Annotated in this window: 16 protein-coding genes; 13 read left to right on the plus strand and 3 right to left on the minus strand. The window is 51.8% G+C overall.

Features of this window, described 5'->3' with window-relative positions:
* Positions 1 to 69 precede the first annotated feature (69 nt).
* The 6 genes from mgtA (at position 70) to GQ51_RS11635 (ending at position 9,017) form a co-directional block, all read left to right on the plus strand.
* Positions 70 to 2,652, plus strand: coding sequence for a magnesium-translocating P-type ATPase (mgtA, locus tag GQ51_RS11610; RefSeq protein ID WP_047553200.1), 2,583 nt, complete (start codon positions 70 to 72; stop codon positions 2,650 to 2,652).
* Positions 2,653 to 2,701: 49 nt separating this feature from the next.
* Complete coding sequence (locus GQ51_RS11615; protein WP_047553203.1) at positions 2,702 to 3,322, plus strand: DUF2238 domain-containing protein; 621 nt, start codon at positions 2,702 to 2,704, stop codon at positions 3,320 to 3,322.
* A gap of 137 nt (positions 3,323 to 3,459) precedes the next feature.
* Entirely contained in the window at positions 3,460 to 4,605 is a 1,146-nt protein-coding gene (gene carA, locus GQ51_RS11620) for a glutamine-hydrolyzing carbamoyl-phosphate synthase small subunit (protein ID WP_047553206.1), read from the plus strand.
* Between the two features lie 163 nt (positions 4,606 to 4,768).
* Complete coding sequence (gene carB, locus GQ51_RS11625) at positions 4,769 to 7,972, plus strand: carbamoyl-phosphate synthase large subunit (protein ID WP_047553209.1); 3,204 nt, start codon at positions 4,769 to 4,771, stop codon at positions 7,970 to 7,972.
* Between the two features lie 91 nt (positions 7,973 to 8,063).
* Positions 8,064 to 8,546 carry a transcription elongation factor GreA gene (gene greA / locus GQ51_RS11630; protein WP_047553211.1) on the plus strand — a complete coding sequence of 161 codons (483 nt, stop codon included), beginning with the start codon at positions 8,064 to 8,066 and terminating at the stop codon, positions 8,544 to 8,546.
* Between the two features lie 33 nt (positions 8,547 to 8,579).
* A complete protein-coding gene (locus GQ51_RS11635) occupies positions 8,580 to 9,017 on the plus strand; it encodes a DUF4149 domain-containing protein (protein WP_047553214.1) in 438 nt (145 codons plus the stop codon).
* Positions 9,018 to 9,071: 54 nt separating this feature from the next.
* Here the strand turns inward: GQ51_RS11635 and yhbY are convergent, their stop codons facing one another.
* Positions 9,072 to 9,380 (minus strand): ribosome assembly RNA-binding protein YhbY, encoded by a 309-nt coding sequence (gene yhbY / locus GQ51_RS11640; protein WP_047553218.1) that lies wholly within the window; start codon positions 9,378 to 9,380, stop codon positions 9,072 to 9,074.
* Between the two features lie 79 nt (positions 9,381 to 9,459).
* Between yhbY and rlmE the strand changes: the two genes are divergently transcribed.
* The 7 genes from rlmE (at position 9,460) to GQ51_RS11675 (ending at position 17,304) form a co-directional block, all read left to right on the plus strand.
* Positions 9,460 to 10,080 (plus strand): 23S rRNA (uridine(2552)-2'-O)-methyltransferase RlmE, encoded by a 621-nt coding sequence (gene rlmE / locus GQ51_RS11645; protein ID WP_047553221.1) that lies wholly within the window; start codon positions 9,460 to 9,462, stop codon positions 10,078 to 10,080.
* A 59-nt stretch (positions 10,081 to 10,139) separates the two neighbouring features.
* Complete coding sequence (gene ftsH, locus GQ51_RS11650) at positions 10,140 to 12,035, plus strand: ATP-dependent zinc metalloprotease FtsH (protein WP_047553224.1); 1,896 nt, start codon at positions 10,140 to 10,142, stop codon at positions 12,033 to 12,035.
* 90 nt (positions 12,036 to 12,125) lie between these two features.
* Complete coding sequence (gene folP / locus GQ51_RS11655) at positions 12,126 to 12,959, plus strand: dihydropteroate synthase (protein ID WP_047553228.1); 834 nt, start codon at positions 12,126 to 12,128, stop codon at positions 12,957 to 12,959.
* 318 nt (positions 12,960 to 13,277) lie between these two features.
* A complete protein-coding gene (gene glmM, locus GQ51_RS11660; protein WP_047553231.1) occupies positions 13,278 to 14,636 on the plus strand; it encodes a phosphoglucosamine mutase in 1,359 nt (452 codons plus the stop codon).
* A gap of 193 nt (positions 14,637 to 14,829) precedes the next feature.
* Positions 14,830 to 15,378, plus strand: a complete 549-nt coding sequence (locus tag GQ51_RS11665) for a phosphatase PAP2 family protein (protein ID WP_047554221.1) — start codon at positions 14,830 to 14,832, stop codon at positions 15,376 to 15,378.
* 111 nt (positions 15,379 to 15,489) lie between these two features.
* Positions 15,490 to 16,716 carry a glycosyltransferase gene (locus GQ51_RS11670; protein WP_052177827.1) on the plus strand — a complete coding sequence of 409 codons (1,227 nt, stop codon included), beginning with the start codon at positions 15,490 to 15,492 and terminating at the stop codon, positions 16,714 to 16,716.
* Between the two features lie 105 nt (positions 16,717 to 16,821).
* Positions 16,822 to 17,304 (plus strand): hypothetical protein, encoded by a 483-nt coding sequence (locus GQ51_RS11675; protein WP_047553234.1) that lies wholly within the window; start codon positions 16,822 to 16,824, stop codon positions 17,302 to 17,304.
* A gap of 33 nt (positions 17,305 to 17,337) precedes the next feature.
* Here GQ51_RS11675 and GQ51_RS11680 read toward each other — a convergent pair whose 3' ends face one another.
* Together GQ51_RS11680 and gpmI are read right to left on the minus strand one after the other, a co-directional pair.
* Entirely contained in the window at positions 17,338 to 18,618 is a 1,281-nt protein-coding gene (locus tag GQ51_RS11680) for a murein hydrolase activator EnvC family protein (RefSeq protein ID WP_047553237.1), read from the minus strand.
* A gap of 33 nt (positions 18,619 to 18,651) precedes the next feature.
* Positions 18,652 to 20,205, minus strand: coding sequence for a 2,3-bisphosphoglycerate-independent phosphoglycerate mutase (gpmI, locus tag GQ51_RS11685; protein WP_047553240.1), 1,554 nt, complete (start codon positions 20,203 to 20,205; stop codon positions 18,652 to 18,654).
* Between the last annotated feature and the right edge of the window lie 140 nt (positions 20,206 to 20,345).

Here is a 20,345-nt window from a genome sequence, read left to right on the forward strand (position 1 = left end):
TCCGCAGGACTCACCGCATCCCTTTGCCGGGTGCCGAGGCCTGAATTGTTTGGGGCTAAGGAGTGAAAAATTACAGATCGCTTCCGGCAGTTTGCAAAGCTAGATGCAGATGAAGTTCTCCGTGAACTGAACGCCTCATCAGAAGGCTTGCTGGAAAGCGAAGCCAGTGAGCGGCTGCGGAAGTATGGTCCCAATGTCATTGCTGCCGTAAAAAACAAGCCTCCTTTCTTACGTTTTTTAAGTCTTTTTCTAACCCCGCTTCCCTTGCTGCTGCTGAGCCTTTCGGCCGTGGCACTCGTTACCGGCGAAACCCATGGCGCAGAAGTCATCGTGCTGATGGTTTTTCTTTCCACTACGCTGGGTTTTGTTCAGGAGTATCGCACCGGCAAGGCAGCCGAGGGGCTGCGCGCCCTGGTACGTACGACCGCGTCCGTGCAGCGCAGGCGTTCTGCGACAGCTGCAGGCGAGACCGAGGAAGTACCTTTAAGCGGCATTGTGCCGGGTGATACCGTGCATCTGTCTGCGGGGGATATGGTGCCTGCGGATGTGCGCCTGATTTCCGTCAAGGACCTGTTCGTGAACCAGTCCTCGCTTACGGGCGAATCCATGCCTGTGGAGAAATACGCCAGTCAGACGCAGGCAGCGGAAACCGGCATTCCCGATCTGTTCAATCTATGTTTCATGGGTACCCATGTGGTTTCGGGTACTGCTGTCGGCGTTGTCATGGCGACCGGAGGGCATACCTTTTTCGGGTCAATTGCCTCAACGATTGCTGAGGAAAAAGAACTGACGAGTTTCGACCAGGGGGTGCAGAAGTATATCTGGTTAATGATCCGTATCATGTGCTTTATGGTGCCCACGGTATTCCTCATTAATGGATTTGCCAAAGGCAACTGGATCGAGGCGCTTTTGTTTGCATCGGCTGTTGCAGTAGGGCTTGCTCCGGAAATGCTGCCGATGCTGGTGACTGTCAACCTGGCCAAAGGCGGTATTGCCATGTCGCGCAAGAAAGTGATCGTTAAGCGTTTGAATGCGATCCAGAATTTTGGTGCGATGGATATACTCTGTGCCGACAAGACCGGAACACTTACGCAGGACAAGGTGGTGCTGGAGCGGCATGTGGACATTGAAGGTAATGAGGATGAGCGGGTGCTGGAATTTGCTTACCTTAATAGTCACTATCAGTCTGGACTGAAGAATCTGCTTGATATCGCGGTGCTTGAGCATGCGGAAGTGCATAAGAAGCTGCATGAGGTAAGCGTTTACCGGAAAGTGGATGAGATCCCATTTGATTTTCAGCGGCGGCGCATGTCGGTGATCGTTGAAAAAAATCAGCTATCGCACCTGCTGATCTGTAAAGGTGCTGCCGAGGAGATCCTCAGTATATGCGACCGTTTTCAGCACGGGGCACATGTAAAACCCCTGGAGCCGGCGCAGATGGAAGCAACGCGCAGGGTTGTCAGCGCACTCAATGAGGATGGTTTTCGCGTGATTGCCGTTGCTTACAGGGAGGTCAGCCATGAACATATCGCCTATGAGCCGGTTGATGAATCCAATTTGATATTAAGCGGGTATATTGCATTTCTTGACCCGCCCAAAGAATCGGCCGGGCCGGCGATTGCTGCGCTCCATCAGTATGGCGTCACCGTTAAGATCCTGACCGGGGACAATGAAGGCGTCTCGCGCAAGGTGTGTCATGATGTGGGGCTTGCGGTCGACGCTATTCTGCTGGGTAGCCAGATCGAAGCAATGTCCGATGCTGAACTGGCAGGTGCCGTTGGAACTGCTGTAGTTTTTGCCAAGCTGTATCCCCAGCAGAAGGCGCGCATCATTGCCGCGCTTCAGAAGCAGGGGCATGTGGTCGGGTTCATGGGTGATGGCATCAATGATGGCCCGGCGCTCAAGGCTGCGGACGTCGGGATTTCGGTGGATAATGCGGCGGACATCGCAAAGGAATCGGCGGATATTATCCTGATGGAAAAGAACCTGATGGTGATCAGGGATGGTCTGGTTGAGGGCAGGAAAGTGTTCGGGAATATCGTCAAATATATCCGTATGAGCGCCAGCTCCAATTTCGGCAATATGCTAAGCGTGCTTGGCGCCAGCGCTTTTCTGCCTTTCTTGCCGATGGCGCCGGTGCAGATTCTTTTTAATAACCTGATGTATGATTTCTCGCAGACCGTCGTGGCGACAGACAGTGTGGATGATGAATATATTTCACAGCCCCGTAAATGGGAGCTGGGAAATATCGCCCGTTATATCTTTACCATCGGGCCCATCAGCTCGGTCTTTGACTACGTGACTTTCGCCCTGATGTGGTTTGTATTTGAATGTACAACGCCGGCGCATGCCAGCCTGTTCCAGACTGCCTGGTTTGTTGAGTCGTTGCTTTCGCAGACGCTCATCGTGCATGTGATACGCACCGGTAAAATCCCTTTTCTGCAAAGCAAGCCAAGCACACCTTTGCTGTTGAGTACGCTGGCAATCTGTATTTTTGCGGTCTATCTGCCATATTCGGCGCTTGCGCCAAAATTGCAGATGATTCCGTTGCCTGCCGATTACTGGCTCTACCTGTCAGCCATTCTGCTGGTTTACCTGGGGCTGACGCAGGTCATCAAGACTTACCTGATCCGGCATTTCGGTTTTGATTAAGCGGTTTTGATGGATTTTATTGCGTGTTTATTTTAAGCGGAGCGGCAGCATGAGTGATCGCCAGTATTCAAGTGTGCTATGTCTATTTGTCGGGGTATTTTTTACCTGGTCCGCAATCGCCCCGCACGATTACTTCACCTGGTTTCTTGAGGTTTTTCCGGTGCTGGTCGCATTGCCGCTGCTGCTGATCACGTGCCGCAGGTTCCCGCTGACAAACCTGGTGTACGGTTTGATCGCGCTGCATATGGTCATTCTGCTGGTGGGAGGGCATTATACTTATGCCGAGATGCCGGTTTTTAACTGGCTGCGTGATTATTACGGCTGGGACCGCAATTATTATGATCGCGTGGGGCATGTTGCGCAGGGCTTTGTACCGGCAATGCTCGCCCGCGAGGTGTTATTGCGCACTTCGCCGCTGAAGCCGGGTAAGTGGCTGTTTTTTATCGTAGTTTGCGTGTGCCTTGCAATAAGCGCTTTTTATGAGTTTATTGAGTGGTGGGTAGCACTGGCTTCCGGCAGCGATGCCGTGGCGTTCCTTGCGACGCAGGGCGATATCTGGGATACGCAATGGGATATGTTTCTGGCTTTTGCAGGGGCGGTTTCCGCACAGCTGCTGCTGGCAAACATGCATTTGCGACAGATGAGGCAGATGCATGTTTACATTGATTAGTCGGTTTTTTTTCGCTATAATTCGTTAATTCTGAAACGGGAAGAGTAAACCTACTCCTCCCGTTTTGCATATCTGCCATCTGTTCATGATGGACAAAGACTATACAATTTTTAATGCCGTAAAAACAAGGAGTTACTGTGTCACAAAACCTGCCCGCCATACTAGTACTTGCAGATGGAACCGTGTTTCGTGGCATGTCGATCGGAGCTTCAGGCCACACCGTGGCCGAGGTTGTATTCAACACTTCGATGACTGGCTACCAAGAGATCCTTACCGATCCGTCATACACCAAGCAAATCGTTACATTGACTTATCCGCACATCGGCAATTATGGTGTGAACGCTGAAGACGTAGAGTCCGGCAAGGTTTATGCGAGCGGTTTGATCATTCGCGATTTGCCGCTTACCCACAGCAACTTCAGAAGCACTCAATCTTTGCCTGAATACCTGGCAAGCAATAATGTAGTGGCAATTTCCGGTATCGATACGCGCAAACTGACACGTGTTTTGCGTGAAAAAGGTGCGCAGGCCGGCGCTATTATCGCCGGTGAAGCTGATGAGGCGAAAGCCCTGGCTTTGGCTAACGACCTGATCGCCGGCTTCCCCGGCATGGCTGGGCTGGATCTGGCTAAAGTCGTGACCTGCGAAAAGCCATACCAGTTTACTGAAGGTGAGTGGGTGCTGGGCCAGGGTTTTACCCAGGCACCTGAAGGCAAGTTTCATGTGGTTGCCTACGATTACGGCGTGAAACGCAATATCCTGCGCATGCTGGTTTCCCGCGGCTGTAAAGTGACTGTGCTGCCGGCGCAGGCCACAGCCGAAGAAGCGCTGGCGCTGAATCCTGATGGCGTATTCCTGTCTAACGGCCCAGGCGACCCTGAGCCATGCGATTATGCAATCAAGGCGATCAAGACCATTGTTGACAAAGGCGTGCCTACATTTGGTATCTGTCTCGGTCATCAGTTGCTGGCTTTGGCCAGCGGTGCAAAAACCGTAAAAATGAAGTTCGGCCACCACGGTGCAAACCATCCGGTGCAGGATGTGGAAACCAAGCGTGTTTACATCACCAGCCAGAACCACGGCTTTGCAGCCGATGCGGCAAGCTTGCCTGCCAATATCAAAGTGACCCATGTGTCATTGTTCGACGGCAGCCTGCAAGGGATCGCGCGCACCGATCAACCTGCGTTCAGCTTCCAGGGGCACCCTGAGGCGAGTCCAGGCCCTACTGAAATGAGTTATTTGTTCGACCGTTTCATTGGCATGATGCAGGAAAAACAAAAATAGCCACAGATAAACACAGATGAACACTGATAGATGCAGATGTTTATTTGGGTAAATCATCGGGTTATTGATTTTTAATGGATTTTAAGGGAAATAAAGCAAATAAATTTTAGAGTTTGAACATTTTTATCTGTGTTCATCTGTGTTTATCTGTGGCTAAATCATTATGGCAAAACGTACAGACATTAAATCTATTCTCATTATCGGCGCAGGCCCTATCGTCATCGGTCAGGCCTGTGAGTTTGACTATTCCGGTGCGCAGGCATGTAAAGCACTGCGTGAAGAAGGATACCGCGTGATCCTTGTGAACTCCAATCCGGCCACGATCATGACCGACCCGGAAATGGCTGATGCTACCTACATTGAGCCGGTGACCTGGCAGGTGGTGGAAAAGATCATTGAAAAAGAGCGCCCTGATGCGCTGCTGCCAACCATGGGCGGCCAGACGGCATTGAACTGTGCACTGGATCTGGACAAGCACGGTGTGCTTGAGAAATTCAACGTAGAGTTGATCGGCGCTTCCAAAGAGGCCATCGACAAAGCGGAAGACCGCCAGAAATTCAAGGACGCCATGACCAAAATCGGTTTGGGTTCTGCCCGTTCTGCGGTTGCGCATAGCATGGAAGAAGCCTTGCAGGTGCAAGCCACGATTGGCTACCCGGCAATTATCCGCCCATCATTTACCATGGGCGGCAGTGGTGGCGGTATTGCTTATAACCGTGAAGAATTCATTACGATCTGTGAACGCGGCCTGGATGCATCGCCTACCAGCGAGCTATTGATTGAAGAGTCATTGCTGGGCTGGAAAGAATACGAAATGGAAGTGGTGCGCGACTCTGCGGACAACTGCATCATCATCTGCTCAATCGAAAACCTGGACCCGATGGGCGTACATACCGGCGATTCGATCACCGTAGCACCGGCGCAAACGCTGACTGATAAAGAGTACCAGATCATGCGTAATGCCAGTCTGGCTGTGCTGCGCGAGATCGGCGTTGATACCGGCGGTTCCAACGTGCAGTTCGCGATCAATCCGAACGATGGCCGCATGATCGTCATCGAAATGAATCCGCGCGTGTCACGTTCATCTGCACTAGCCTCTAAAGCAACCGGCTTCCCGATTGCCAAAGTAGCCGCAAAGCTGGCGGTAGGGTTTACGCTGGATGAACTGCGCAATGAGATCACCGGCGGTGCAACACCTGCATCTTTCGAGCCTAGCATCGATTACGTGGTGACTAAAGTGCCGCGTTTTGCGTTTGAGAAATTCCCGCAGGCAGATAGCCGCCTGACCACGCAGATGAAATCTGTGGGTGAAGTGATGGCTATTGGCCGCACTTTCCAGGAATCATTCCAGAAAGCCATGCGCGGCCTGGAAGTCGGCGTGGATGGCCTGGATGAAAAAACCACAGACTTGGACACCATCACCAAGGAAATCGGTGTGCCTGGCCCTGAGCGCATCTGGTACGTGGGCGATGCGTTCCGCATGGGACTGAGCGTTGATGAGGTGTTCGATATTTCAAAAATCGACCGCTGGTTCCTGGTGCAGCTTAAAGACATCATTGACCGTGAGCAGGCGTTAAAAGGCAAGAACCTTGCCGACCTGGACAAGGCTGCTTTGCTGCAGCTCAAGCGCCGCGGTTTCTCTGACCGCCGTCTGGCTAAGCTGATGGATACTGACCAGCATGCAGTGCGTGCCTACCGTCAGGCTTTGCATGTGCGCCCTGTGTACAAACGTGTCGATACCTGTGCCGCAGAGTTTGCAACCAATACCGCATACATGTACTCAACCTATGAAGAAGAGTGCGAAGCGCAGCCATCAGACAAGAAAAAAATCATGGTATTGGGCGGTGGCCCGAACCGTATCGGCCAGGGTATCGAGTTCGATTACTGCTGTGTACATGCCGCGTTTGCCATGCGCGAAGATGGCTATGAAACCATCATGGTGAACTGTAACCCTGAAACGGTTTCAACCGATTACGACACCTCAGACCGTTTGTACTTCGAGCCGGTGACGCTGGAAGATGTGCTGGAGATCGTTGCGCTGGAAAAACCGGTAGGCGTGATTGTGCAGTACGGCGGCCAGACTCCATTGAAACTGGCGCGTGACCTGGAAAAAGCCGGCGTGCCTATCATTGGTACCACGCCGGATGCGATTGACATGGCTGAAGACCGTGAACGCTTCCAGAAGATGCTGCACGAATTAGGCTTGAAGCAGCCGCCAAACCGTACTGCACGTACCGAACAGGAAGCGCTGCGTCTGGCTGGTGAAATCGGTTATCCGCTGGTGGTGCGCCCTTCATACGTGCTGGGCGGCCGTGCGATGGAAATCGTGCAGGAGCAAAGCCAGCTTGAGCGCTATATGCGTGAAGCGGTTAAAGTTTCAAATGAATCACCGGTGCTGCTGGACCGGTTCCTGAATGATGCACTGGAAGTGGATGTAGATGCATTGTCTGACGGTGAGGAAGTGATCATCGGCGGTATCATGGAGCACGTTGAGCAAGCGGGTGTTCACTCCGGTGACTCGGCATGTTCATTGCCGCCATACAGCCTGTCAGCAAAACTGCAGGATGAACTGCGCGTGCAGACCAAGCAGATGGCAAAAGCCTTAGGCGTGGTTGGTTTAATGAACGTGCAGTTTGCGATTCAGGGCGAGACCGTCTATGTACTGGAAGTCAATCCGCGTGCTTCACGTACTGTACCGTTCGTGTCCAAGGCTTGTGGCTTGCAGCTGGCTAAAGTAGCTGCACGCTGCATGGTCGGCCAGTCACTTGTATCACAAAATGTGACGCGTGAAATTGTGCCGCCGTTCTACTCAGTGAAAGAGGCGGTGTTCCCGTTCATCAAGTTCCCAGGTGTAGATACTATTCTTGGTCCTGAGATGAAGTCTACCGGTGAAGTCATGGGCGTGGGCAGCACGTTTGCCGAAGCGTTCCTGAAATCACAATTGGGAGCTTCAACCAAGTTGCCTGAAGGCGGTCGTGCATTTATCAGTGTGCGTAAAGAAGACTATGCAAAAGTGGTTGAAATTGCGCAGCAGCTTGACCGTCTTGGTTTCGAACTGGTTGCAACCAAAGGCACTGCAGCAGCGCTGGCAGCCAATGGCTTGAAAGTGCAGCCGGTGAATAAAGTGGCCGAAGGTCGTCCGCATATTGTCGACATGATCAAAAACGGTGATATCAGCTTCATCGTGAATGTGACTGAAGACAAGCGTGCTGTTGCGGACTCATATGAAATCCGCCGCAGCGCACTGCAGAATAAAGTGACTTACTACACAACGATCGCGGGTGCCAAAGCTGCGTGTATCGGCATGGCACACATGCAGGAGATACAAGTTGAGTCATTGCAGAACTTGCATAAACAACTGAGCTAAAATAAACTTAGCCTAATTCGTAAAAGAACTAATTTTTACTTTTGAAACCACGCTCATGTGAGTGTGGTTTATTTTTTATATGAGGTAGTATATGGCATTGAGTCAATTTCCAGTCACCGTGCGTGGTGCAGAGTTACTTAAAGAAGAATTACAGCGCCTGCGCGGTGTGGACAGGCCGAATATCATTCAGGCAATTGCCGAAGCGCGTGCACAGGGCGACCTGTCAGAAAATGCAGAATATGAAGCTGCAAAAGAACGTCAAAGTTTTATCGAAGGCAGGATTGCCGAGCTGGAAGCCAAGCTGTCAAACTTACAGGTGATTGATCCGAGAACCCTGAATGCTGAAGGGCGCGTAGTGTTTGGCGCAACCGTCAATATCGAAGACCTGGATTCCGGTGATAACAAAACCTATCAAATCGTCGGTGAAGATGAAGCCGACATTAAAAACGGCAAGATTTCGGTAAGCTCGCCGATCGCACGCGGCTTGATTGGCAAGCTGGCAGGTGATGTTGCCGAGATTTCAGCACCAGGCGGCATTAAAGAGTACGAAGTGCTGGATGTGCTGTATATTTAAGACGTGTCGTATATTTAACCAGGGGTATCCAATATGGCTTACAGGCTATCATTAATCATGGTGACATTATGGGCTGGCGCACTTTGGTCTGCCGGTATCAGCGCTTATGTATTGTTCGATAGCCTGCAGGATAAGCAGTTGGCCGGTATGCTCGCCGGCAAGTTATTTACCGTCGTGACCTATATCGGCATGGTAAGCGCGTTCTATCTGCTGATCCACCGTCTGGTGCAGGATGGAACTGCTGCATTAAAACAGGCATTTTTCTGGGCGGTATTCGTGATGCTGCTTTTGGTGCTGGCCGGGCATTTCGGCATTCAGCCCATACTGGAGAACCTGAAAGCGCAGGCTTTGCCCGCAGATGTGATGCAGAGCGTATTTGCAGACCGCTTCAGGAGCTGGCATGGTATCGCCAGCGTGGCTTATCTGGTTGAATGCCTGCTGGCTTTTGTTGTTGTGCTGAAATCGCGATAAAATTTTTTCCACGATATACATTTTTATATCGTGGGAAAAGCAGGTTTTCTGTGACTAAAGTTTTGGAATAACGATTTTTGCACTTTCTTTCACAGTGCTGCTTGGACGGTAAAATACTAACTGTTTGCCGATATGATGCACCGCGATAGCGCTGGTTTGTTTGCAGATGTCATCAAATATGGCTTTGCGTGCGGTGCGATCATCGCCAGCAACTTGCACTTTGATAAGCTCATGCGCGTTCAGGTTGAGCTCGATCTCTTTAATGACATTTTCTGTGAGTCCGTTATTGCCTATCATGACAACAGGGTTCAGGCTGTGAGCCAGGCCGCGCAGGTGGGCGATTTGTTTGGTGCTTAATTTCATTATTTTCTAACCGTATTTGATAGTCGTTCATTTTAACATGATATTAGCCAGTGCCTAAATCGGCAAAAGCAAACACAATATGAAACCCTCTAGAACCAGTAAAGCATGGATGCAGGAGCATCTTAACGACCCCTATGTAAAGCTTGCGCAGAAGGAAGGCTACCGTGCCCGTGCCGCCTACAAGCTGATGGAAATCGATGATAAGGATAAGCTGATCAAGCCTGGCATGACGGTGGTCGACCTGGGCTCCGCTCCCGGCAGCTGGTCGCAGGTAGCCGTGCAGCGTTTAAAGGGGCAGGGCAAGGTCATTGCGCTGGATATCCTCGACATGCAGCCGATAGGCGGCGTGACTTTCATACAGGGCGACTTTCGCGAGGAGTCGGTGTTGAGGGTGCTGGAAGAAAAAATAAATAAAACACCGGTTGACCTTGTAATTGCAGATATGGCCCCCAATATCAGTGGTGTTAAAGATGTTGACCAGGCTGGCGCCGCCTATTTAACGGAGCTGGCGCTTGATTTTAGTAAGGACTGGCTGAAACCTGGCGGCAATTTTCTGGTCAAGGTATTTATAGGCGCCGGATTTGAAGAAATCCTGCAGAATATGCGCCAGATGTTTGATAAGGTTGTAACACGCAAGCCTAAAGCTTCGCGTGACAGAAGTAGCGAAGTTTATTTGCTGGGGTTGGGGCGCAAACCTTAAATTTTGGTATAAGCTACTCATAAATCACAAGTATTGTTGTTGATATAAGGAATGGAATTTTGAACAACGTGTTTAAGAATGTTGCGATCTGGTTGGCCATTGCGATGGTGCTGATGGCGATCTTTAATCTGTCCGGCGTTAAGAATAGCGCAGATAACCAAGTCGTATATTCCCAATTTATTCAGGATGTTAAAGACGGGCGCGTTGCCAAAGTGCAGATCGACGGACGCGTGCTGCGCGTAACCGGTCAGGATGGCAAGAAGTTCAATACCTATGCACCTACAGATCCTTGGCTGGTTTCTGATTTACTTAAATATAACGTGACGGTTGAGTCCAAACCTGAAGAAGAGCAGTCCCTGCTCATGAGCATGTTCGTTTCATGGTTCCCGATGATTTTGCTGATCGGGGTGTGGATATTCTTCATGCGCCAGATGCAGGGCGGCGGCAAGGGCGGCGGGCCGTTTTCTTTCGGAAAAAGCAAGGCGCGCCAGCTTGATGAAGCCAATAACCCGACCACATTCGCCGATGTCGCAGGTTGCGATGAAGCCAAAGAGGAAGTGTTTGAACTGGTGGAGTTCCTGCGCGACCCGACCAAATTCCAGAAGCTGGGTGGTCGTATCCCGCGTGGCGTGCTGATGGTAGGCCCTCCTGGTACAGGTAAAACCCTGCTGGCGCGTGCGATTGCCGGTGAGGCAAAAGTACCTTTCTTTACCATTTCAGGTTCCGATTTTGTGGAAATGTTTGTCGGCGTCGGTGCATCGCGCGTACGTGACATGTTCGAAACTGCCAAAAAGAACTCACCGTGCATTATCTTTATTGATGAGATCGATGCGGTTGGTCGCAGTCGCGGTGCAGGCACCGGCGGCGGTAATGATGAGCGTGAACAGACGCTGAACCAGCTTCTGGTCGAGATGGATGGCTTTGAAGCCAGCTCAGGTGTCATCGTGATTGCCGCTACCAACCGTGCCGATGTGCTGGATAAAGCGCTGTTACGGCCAGGCCGTTTTGACCGCCAGGTGATGGTTGGCTTGCCGGACATTAAAGGCCGCGAACAGATTCTGATGGTACACATGCGCAAAGTGCCTATCGATCCTGACGTTAAAGCCGATATTCTGGCGCGTGGTACGCCAGGCTTCAGCGGTGCTGATCTGGCCAACCTTGTTAATGAGGCTGCCCTGTTTGCTGCGCGCCGTAATAAACGTACCGTGGATATGCAGGATTTTGAAGATGCAAAAGATAAAATCTTCATGGGTCCGGAGCGTAAATCCATGGTGATGCGTGAAGACGAGCGTCGCAATACGGCTTATCACGAATCAGGCCATGCGGTTGTGGCTGAACTGCTGCCGAAAGCGGACCCGGTACATAAGGTGACTATCATGCCGCGCGGCTGGGCTTTGGGTCTGACATGGCAGTTGCCTGAGTTCGACCGTATCAGTAACTATAAAGACAAGATGCTCGAAGAAATTTCGATTCTGTTCGGCGGCCGCATTGCGGAAGAAGTGTTCATGCACCAGATGTCTACCGGCGCATCCAATGACTTTGAGCGTGCAACCAAACTGGCACGCGACATGGTAACGCGTTATGGTATGAGTGATGCGCTGGGCACCATGGTGTATGCGGGCAATGAGCAGGATTCATTCTTCGGCAGCATGAGCTCCAAAACAGTGTCTGAGGCCACGCAGCAGAAAGTTGATGCGGAAATTCGCCGTATCCTGGATGAGCAATATGCGCTTGCACGCAGGCTGATTGAGGAAAATCGCGATAAGGTAGAGGCGATGGCGGCAGCCCTGTTGGAGTTTGAAACAATTGATGCTGATCAGATCGGCGATATTATGGCAGGTTTGCCGGTACGCCAGCCCAAACCGCCTCAAAGCAAGATCCCTCCTGCGGCAGGTTCTGCCAGCCCCGGGCCAACTGCCGCAACGGCACCGCAGCCAAGTGCAAAAACCGAATAGCTGCCGGACTGATTTAATGCTGATGTAAATATCGCTGATGTAAATAAAAAGGGCTAGTTAACTAGCCCTTTTTATTGAGTATAATTAAGCATGAACATCAATACCCAATTTCTCTGCGGAAGATTCCAGCTTGATTTGACGCGGCCCCAGGTGATGGGGATCGTAAACGTCACTCCTGATTCGTTTTCTGATGGCGGCAAGTATTCTTCCGTCAATCTGGCCGTAGAGCATGCATTAAAACTCATTGCTGAAGGCGCGGATATTCTGGATATAGGCGGAGAGTCCACCCGTCCCGGCGCTGAGCCCGTAAGCCTGGAGGAGGAGCTCAGGCGCGTGGTTCCGGTGATTGAAGCCTTAAGCAAAGTCACCACCGTACCGCTTTCTATCGATACCTATAAGCCTGAGGTCATGCGCGCAGCCATTGTAGCCGGTGCGGACATTGTGAATGATATATGTGCGCTGCGCGAAGACGGGGCGCTTGAAATTGTCGCCGCCAGTAATGCCGGTGTTTGCCTGATGCACATGCAGGGCGTGCCGCAGACCATGCAGCTTAACCCTCAATATGAAGATGTGGTGGCCGAAGTGAAGCAGTTCCTGGCTGACAGGGTAGAGGCATGCCTGGCGCACGGCATCGCAAGCGAGCGCATTACGCTTGACCCCGGTTTCGGCTTTGGCAAAACCACTGCCCATAATGTTGCACTGATACAGCACCTGGATCGTTTTGCAGAGTTGGGGTTTCCGCTGCTGGTGGGGTTGTCGCGTAAATCGGTGCTGGGCAGGATAGCCGGTGGGGATGAGCAGCAGCGCCTGCATGCCGGTCTTGCCGCTTCGGTGATTTCTGTGATGAAGGGTGCGAAGATTGTACGGGTACATGATGTGAAGGCAACGGTGGATGCGCTTAAAGTGGTAGCTGCGGTAATGTAATGCAGGTGCATGGAAGTTAACTGGTCGGTCTCGCCCGACAGGCGAGTTACTTTCTTATGTTTATTTGTAACCGTAAAGGGCATGTCCGCCAAGTACCCGCTGCCTTGCAGCGATCTTGGCGCCAAAAGTAACCAAAGAACAGGGCACTCCCTACCGCTCACACTTTGCTTGCCAGTTTACTGGCTTAGCAAATTGGGGAAGCCAAATGCTGGCTCAGACAGCCGCTTGCCGAAACCTCCCAGTAAGCCTGCGCTACTCAGCGCGGAAGCAGGGGAGATGTGAAAATTGAAATAGTTGTGATAAGTTGAGAAAACAGCAATGACAAAAAAATATTTTGGTACGGATGGTATTCGTGGCCGTGTTGGGGATGCACTTATCACGCCTGAATTTGTGATGCGCCTGGGCTATGCGGCCGGTCATGTGCTGACCAATATGGATAGCCATCTGGCAAAAGGCGCGCATCCTGCGGTGCTGATTGGCAAGGATACCCGCATTTCCGGTTATATGTTCGAAGCGGCATTGGAGGCCGGCCTGTCTGCGGCAGGCGTTGATGTGCTGCTGACCGGCCCGATGCCCACGCCGGCTGTGGCTTACCTGACCCGTGCGCTTCGGGCGCAGGCGGGTATTGTGATTTCAGCATCGCATAACCCGTATTACGATAACGGCATCAAGTTCTTTTCAAGCCAGGGTACTAAACTGCCCGATGATGTGGAACATGCCATCGAGGCGGCGCTGGACGAGCCGATGCAAGTGATGGAATCCGCCAGGCTGGGCAAGGCGCGCCGTATCGATGATGCCGCCGGCCGTTATGTCGAGTTCTGCAAGAGCACTTTCCCCAACCACCTGGACCTGCGCGGGCTGAAGATTGTATTGGATTGCGCGCATGGTGCAACCTATCATGTAGCGCCGCCGGTATTTCATGAGCTGGGCGCCGAGATCGTTGCAATCGGCAATAAACCTGATGGTCTCAATATCAATGAGCAGGTCGGCTCCACCCATCCGCAGGCCTTGCAGAAAGCGGTTGTTGAACACGGTGCCGATCTGGGTATCGCATTTGACGGCGACGGCGACCGCGTGATGATGGTTGCCGCCGATGGGCAGCTGCTGGATGGCGATCAACTGCTGTACATCATTGCTGCTGCACGTCAGCAGGAGGGGGCTCTGGCGGGTGGCGTTATCGGTACGCTGATGACCAACCTGGCGCTGGAACATAGACTGGCAGCGATGCATATTCCTTTTGCACGCGCCAAGGTCGGTGACCGTTATGTGCTGGAACTGCTCAACCAGAACGGCTGGCAATTGGGCGGTGAGAATTCAGGCCATATCCTGACGCTGGATAAACACAGCAGCGGCGATGGCATTATTGCCGCCCTGCAGGTGCTGCATGCACTCATGCAAAGCGGTAAAACCCTGAACCAGCTGCTTGCGGAGATTCCGCTGTATCCACAAGTGCTGATTAATGTAAAAACCGCCAAAAAGATTGACCTGGCTAATCACGCCGAAATCCAGGCTGCGGTGAAATCTGCCGAAGATGCACTTGCCGGCAGTGGCCGGGTGCTGCTGAGGGCTTCTGGCACTGAGCCGAAAATCCGCGTGATGGTAGAGGGTGAGAACCAGCAGCAGGTACAGGCGCTGGCAGAGAGAATCGCAGAAACCGTGGCTGCCGCGGCAGCCTGATTGCGGCAGTTTCCGTGCGGCGCACTGCAAACGAGTGCGCCCTGCGAGCTTTTTGATTCTCCGGGGAGCATTGGGTATCCAGCGGGCTGGTCAGCACATAGGCGTTGTGTGCGGAAAACTTCATTTTATCTTCACAAAATATTCACATTGGCATGACAAGCTAGCTCCAATCCCATTTGGATTGGAGCTGAAAATGCCTTTTAAAATAAAAACATATCTGTATCGCATGCACCAGTTCGATAGCAATATGTGCGTGGCATTCAACCATACCAGCCAGTACCGGATGATACGTGACAGCTTCAGGCTGGTGAGCCGTCTTGGCGATGGTGTGTTCTGGTATGGCCTGATGTTTTCGATACTGATGTTCAAGGGCGGTGATGGCCTGCTGCCCGTGCTGCATATGGCCGCTGCCGGTTTGTGTGGTACCTTGCTTTATAAATGGCTGAAAGCCAAGACTCTGCGTCCGCGGCCATATCAGGTGCGGCAGGAAATTAACATGGCGGCGATGCCTCTGGATAAGTTCAGCTTTCCATCCGGCCATACGCTGCATGCGGTTTTGTTCAGCGTGATCGCGCTTAACTACTACCCTCAGTTATCGGTGATATTGCTGCCGTTTACATTCATGGTGGGCTTGTCTCGCGTGGTGCTTGGACTGCACTATCCCAGCGATGTTGTGGCCGGCGCGTTGATCGGCTCCACGGTTGCCGGCTTGTCTTTCCTGCTTGTGCCTGTGTTTTTGTAAGAGCCGTGTTTTGCCTTTCATGACCCAAGTCTTTATTCTTGCTGTCATATTCATGAAACTGTCATAAAGCTTGCCTATATTGGCTGTGTTAAATGGTGAGGCCAGGTTCGAATGAAAATCCTATATATCTCAGATGTTTATTTCCCGCGTATCAATGGTGTTTCTACCTCCATACGTACTTTTGTTAAACAGATGCAAAGCCTGGGGCATGAGGTGCATCTGATTGCGCCGGACTACGCGGCCGCTACCGAAGATGAGGGCTGGATCAAACGCATTCCCGCGCATAATATCTATTTCGATCCTGAAGATAAATTAATGAAGTGGAGTGCGGCGATGCAGAAGTTGCCAGAGCTGCGCCGCGAAAACTACGACCTGATCCATGTGCATACGCCTTTTGTTGCGCATTACCTGGGGCTCAGGCTTGCGCGCGAATTGAATGTGCCTTGCGTTGAAACCTACCATACCTTCTTTGAAGATTATCTGCATCATTACCTGCCGTGGATTCCAAAGCTGATGGCACGCGGTATTGCGCGCATGATTTCAAAACGGCAGTGCAATGCAGTGGATGCGATCGTTGCGCCATCAGCGCCAATGCTGAGCGTGCTGCGTGCGTATGGCGTAAAAGCGGCTGCTGAAGTGATCGCCACCGGGTTGCAGGAACATAGCTTCAAAGAGGCGGATGGAGAAGCTTTCAGGATCAAGTATGGCATTCCCCTGGATCGTCCGATGTTATTGTTCGTCGGACGGGTGGCCTTTGAAAAGAATATCGGCTTTTTACTTGAAATGACGAAAGTGCTGCTTGAACGGCATCCGCAAGCGCTGCTGGTGGTAGCCGGGCAAGGACCCGCCGAAAAAAGCCTGCATCAGCAGGCCAAAGCGCTGGCACTGGATAGCAATATAAAATTTATCGGCTACCTTGACCGCAACACGGAGCTGAATGCGTGCTATCAGGCTGCCGATATATTCGTGTTCTCCTCAAAAAGCGAGACACAAGGATTGGTATTGCTTGAAGCCATGGCGCAAGGTACACCGGTGGTTGCGATTGCCGAACTGGGAACGGCTTCAATCCTGGTGGAAGGACAAGGCGCCTTGATCGCGCCGGACCATATCGAAGGTTTTGCCGAGAAAGTGCACCAGCTGCTGAAATATCCGCAAGACCGCTATGAACTAGGCAAGGCGGCACTGGTTTATGCAAGCGAGAATTGGACTGCAAAATTGCAGGCAGAGCGCATGCTGAATTTTTATCACCATCTTAAAAGCGGCCAGCAGGAGAATAAGCAGCAGATGCGGTTTGCGGCATCCCTGGCCAAGAGTAAGCAGGTGAACGTCGAGTTCTGAGCGTTCTGGCATCTGTAAACAGCTTCGCTTGTATAGTCTGCTCATAGGCGAGTATAGTGAACGTATCGAAGTCAATCGCTTTGGCACACGCGTAAGGAGGGAGTTATGTCTGTCCATGTTCAGGCTATCAAGGCGCTCACGCCTGCTGATTACCTCATGATTGAAAAAGAACATCGACTACTGGAGAAGTTCCTGACCGACCTCAGGGATGCCTGCGCTTGCAGCAAGCAGGAAAAACTGCCGGACTGCAGTCGTTGTGATTACGAAAAGCAGACCTCGTGCCAAGGGCGCCTGCCATCGTTCCTGTATTATGTGATTGACCTTGCGGCTGACCATTTTGATCATGAAGAAGCCATTATGTTAAAGCGGCCCCATGTGACGGAAGATTATGAGTATTACCGTATGCACAAGCTTGCCCATGCCGAGATCATGCATAAGCTGAATGCACTGGTCGATGAATGCTTTGCGCTGGATCGTGAGGCCAATACTGCCGAAATCTATATCCGTTTTTACCAAAAGCTTTCGAGCATGTTTGAAGAACATGACCGGTCTTTTGATGACCCTTTTATTCTATCGACTAAAACCTGACACACGGCCCTGTAATTTAAGGATCAGGCTGCGCTAATTGAGGTTGCTCCAGGAGAGCGGGTCGAATGGCCGGCTCTGGCGCCTGAGTTCATAATATAAGCCGTTAGTTTCATTGCCGCCGCTATTGCCGACATAGGCAATCGCATCACCGCCGCGTACGCTGTCGCCGGCCTGTTTCAGAATAGCCTGGTTATTGCCATACAGGCTCATATAGCCGTCACCGTGGTCTACGATAATCAGGTTGCCGAAACCCCTTAACCAGTCGGAAAAAACAACACGGCCACTTGCCACAGACCTGACTTCCGCGCCTTCATTGGCTTTGATGAACAGGCCTTTCCATGAAATGCCGCTATCCGCACGGTTGGCGCCAAACCTGTTAGTCACATCGCCGCGCACCGGCAGCCTGAGTTTGCCTTTGAGGGCAGCAAAGTTGATGCCGGACAAAGCGTCAGTAGGCAATGCGTCGTTGCTTGCCACGACTTGATTGGCGGGCGTGCTGCTTTCACTGGAAGCCGTTGCAGGCGATGGGCTGTTTTTCCTGGCCTGGCTGTTCCTGGCAGGTTTTGGTTTGGCCGGAACGATCTTAGCCAGGCGTTCAACCAGTTGAGCCAGCCGTTTTTCGTCGCGGCTCAACTTTTTGATTTCATCGCGCTGGCTCGCGATCTGCTGCGAAAGTGATTTAACCACTTTTGATTTTTCTGATTTCTGTTGCTGAAGCTCGCGGCGCTCTTCGATCTGCCTGTTCTTGAGTTCAGCGACTTCCTGCAAGGCGGCAGCGGTTTCTTCATTAAGCCTGCTGATCTTTGTCAGGTTGTCCTGCATCTGTCTGATGGTTTCAGCGCGTGTTTTTGCGATATATGAAAAATAGTGCACGTCGCGTGCGATCTGGCTGGGCTTTTCACTTTGCAGAATCATACGCAGATAGCTTTGCTGGCCATATACATATTGCTGGTAAAGTTGGCCGCTCAGTAATTTCTGTTGCTGTGCCAGCGCCTGGTTGGTAGCATTTGAGTCAGCCTGCAGGTTGTTCAGCAGCTTCTTGTTTTCCTGCTGGCGCTGATTGATTTCATAGAGTTTCTTATTGGCCTCGCTAATGGCAATTTCACTTTCCTTCAAGGCGTCGGCAGCGTCTTTGTGCGCCTCCTGTGAGCTGTTAAGCTCTTTTTTGAGTGATTCCAGGCGTTCATGCACATCGCTTAATGCGCGCTTGGTCTGTTCAGGTTTCTTTTCTGCCATCGTCAGCGGCGCATACAGCAGGGCTGCGGCCATCAAGGTCGCACAGGCTGCTGCTTGTAACAGAGGGTATCGCTTCATTGTGATTGGTATTGTGAATCGCCCGGCTTGGAATCAGTTTTTGAGCTGTAACAGATTCTTGCCCGTCATTTCGGCTGGCTGGCTCAGTCCCATCATGTGCAGCAGGGTGGGGGCAAGGTCAGATAATGCGCCGTTGTCATTCAGGACGGCTTTCCTGCCGATGTACATGAGCGGGACAAGGTTGGTGGTGTGCTGGGTGTGTGGCTGGTGGTTGGCAGGGTCATACATCTGCTCTGCATTGCCGTGGTCTGCCGTGATCAGCACTTCGCCGCCTATGCTCTGCATTGCATTCACTACGCGGCCGATGCAGGTATCCAGCGCTTCAACCGCAGCGGTGGCCGCTTTCAGGTTGCCGGAATGGCCCACCATGTCGCAATTGGCATAGTTGCAGATGATGGCATTGTACTTTTTGCTGAGGATGGCTTCCTCAAGTCTGTCGGTTACCTCAAACGCGCTCATTTCCGGCTGCAGGTCATAGGTCTCGACTTTGGGCGACGGCACCAGGATCCTGTCTTCACCCTCAAACACGGTTTCTTCGCCGCCGTTAAAGAAAAACGTGACGTGCGGGTATTTCTCGGTTTCCGCAATGCGCAGCTGCGTCAGCCCTGACGTCGATAAATATTCACCGAAGGTGTTGCTGACCTGCTGTGGCGGAAAGATGACAGTGGCTTTAGTCTCTTTTTTGTCATACATGGTCAGTGTGAAGTAACCCGCCAGTTTAGGTACATGGCGGCGGTGAAATCCGTCAAACTCTTCCGCCAGCAGTGCATGCGTGAGCTGGCGTGCGCGGTCGGAGCGGAAATTCATGAATACAACTACATCGCCGTCTTCCAGTTTTACCGGTGCTTCGCCCGGCTTGCGGATAGCTGTCGTCTTGACAAATTCATCATTCTCGCCGCGTGCGTAAGCGTCCTGCAGGCCTTTGGCTGCGGTTTCTGCCGTGAACTCGCCTTCACCTTCCGTAAAGAGCTTGTAGGCAGCCTCGACACGCGGCCAGCGTTTATCGCGGTCCATGCCGAAAAAGCGGCCGCTGATAGAAGCGATTTTTGCCGTGCCAGATTTTCTGCACTGTTGTTCCAGCGCATCGATAAACGGTGCTGCGCTGACCGGAGGGGTGTCGCGTCCGTCAAGGAATGCATGAACGTAGATTTTATCAAGCCCGAGCCTTGCCGCCATTTCTACCATTGCATATATGTGATCCTGATGGCTATGTACACCACCATCTGACAGCAGGCCGAAGATATGCAAAGATTTATGATTGTTCTTGATGGCGAGGAGGGCTGCCTTCAGTTCGGGATGCTCAAAGAACTCGCCGCTTGCAATGCTGTTGTTGATACGCTCAAAGTCCTGAAACACGATGCGTCCGGCACCGATATTGAGGTGGCCGACTTCCGAGTTGCCCATCTGCCCATCCGGCAGGCCAACATAATGTTCCGAGGCGTTGATCAGTGTGTGCGGAAAATTATTCCATAATGCATCCAGGTTCGGTTTTCTGGCCTGGGCAATCGCGTTGTCTTTAATTTCCTCACGGTAACCGAAGCCATCTAAAATGAGCAGACATACTGGAGTAGTATTTGTGGGTGACATAGTGTTCGCCTTGACAATTCATCATATAATTTATGGTCGTATACCCACTATTTTAGCCTAATTACACGTAAAATCTGACTATAAATTTTTAGTGTGATTATGAGTGTGACCATGATCTGGCTGATGCGTTATACGTACAT

Origin of the sequence: Methylotenera sp. G11, from assembly GCF_000799735.1 — a bacterium.
In the GTDB taxonomy this organism is placed as follows: Bacteria; Pseudomonadota; Gammaproteobacteria; order Burkholderiales; family Methylophilaceae; genus Methylotenera.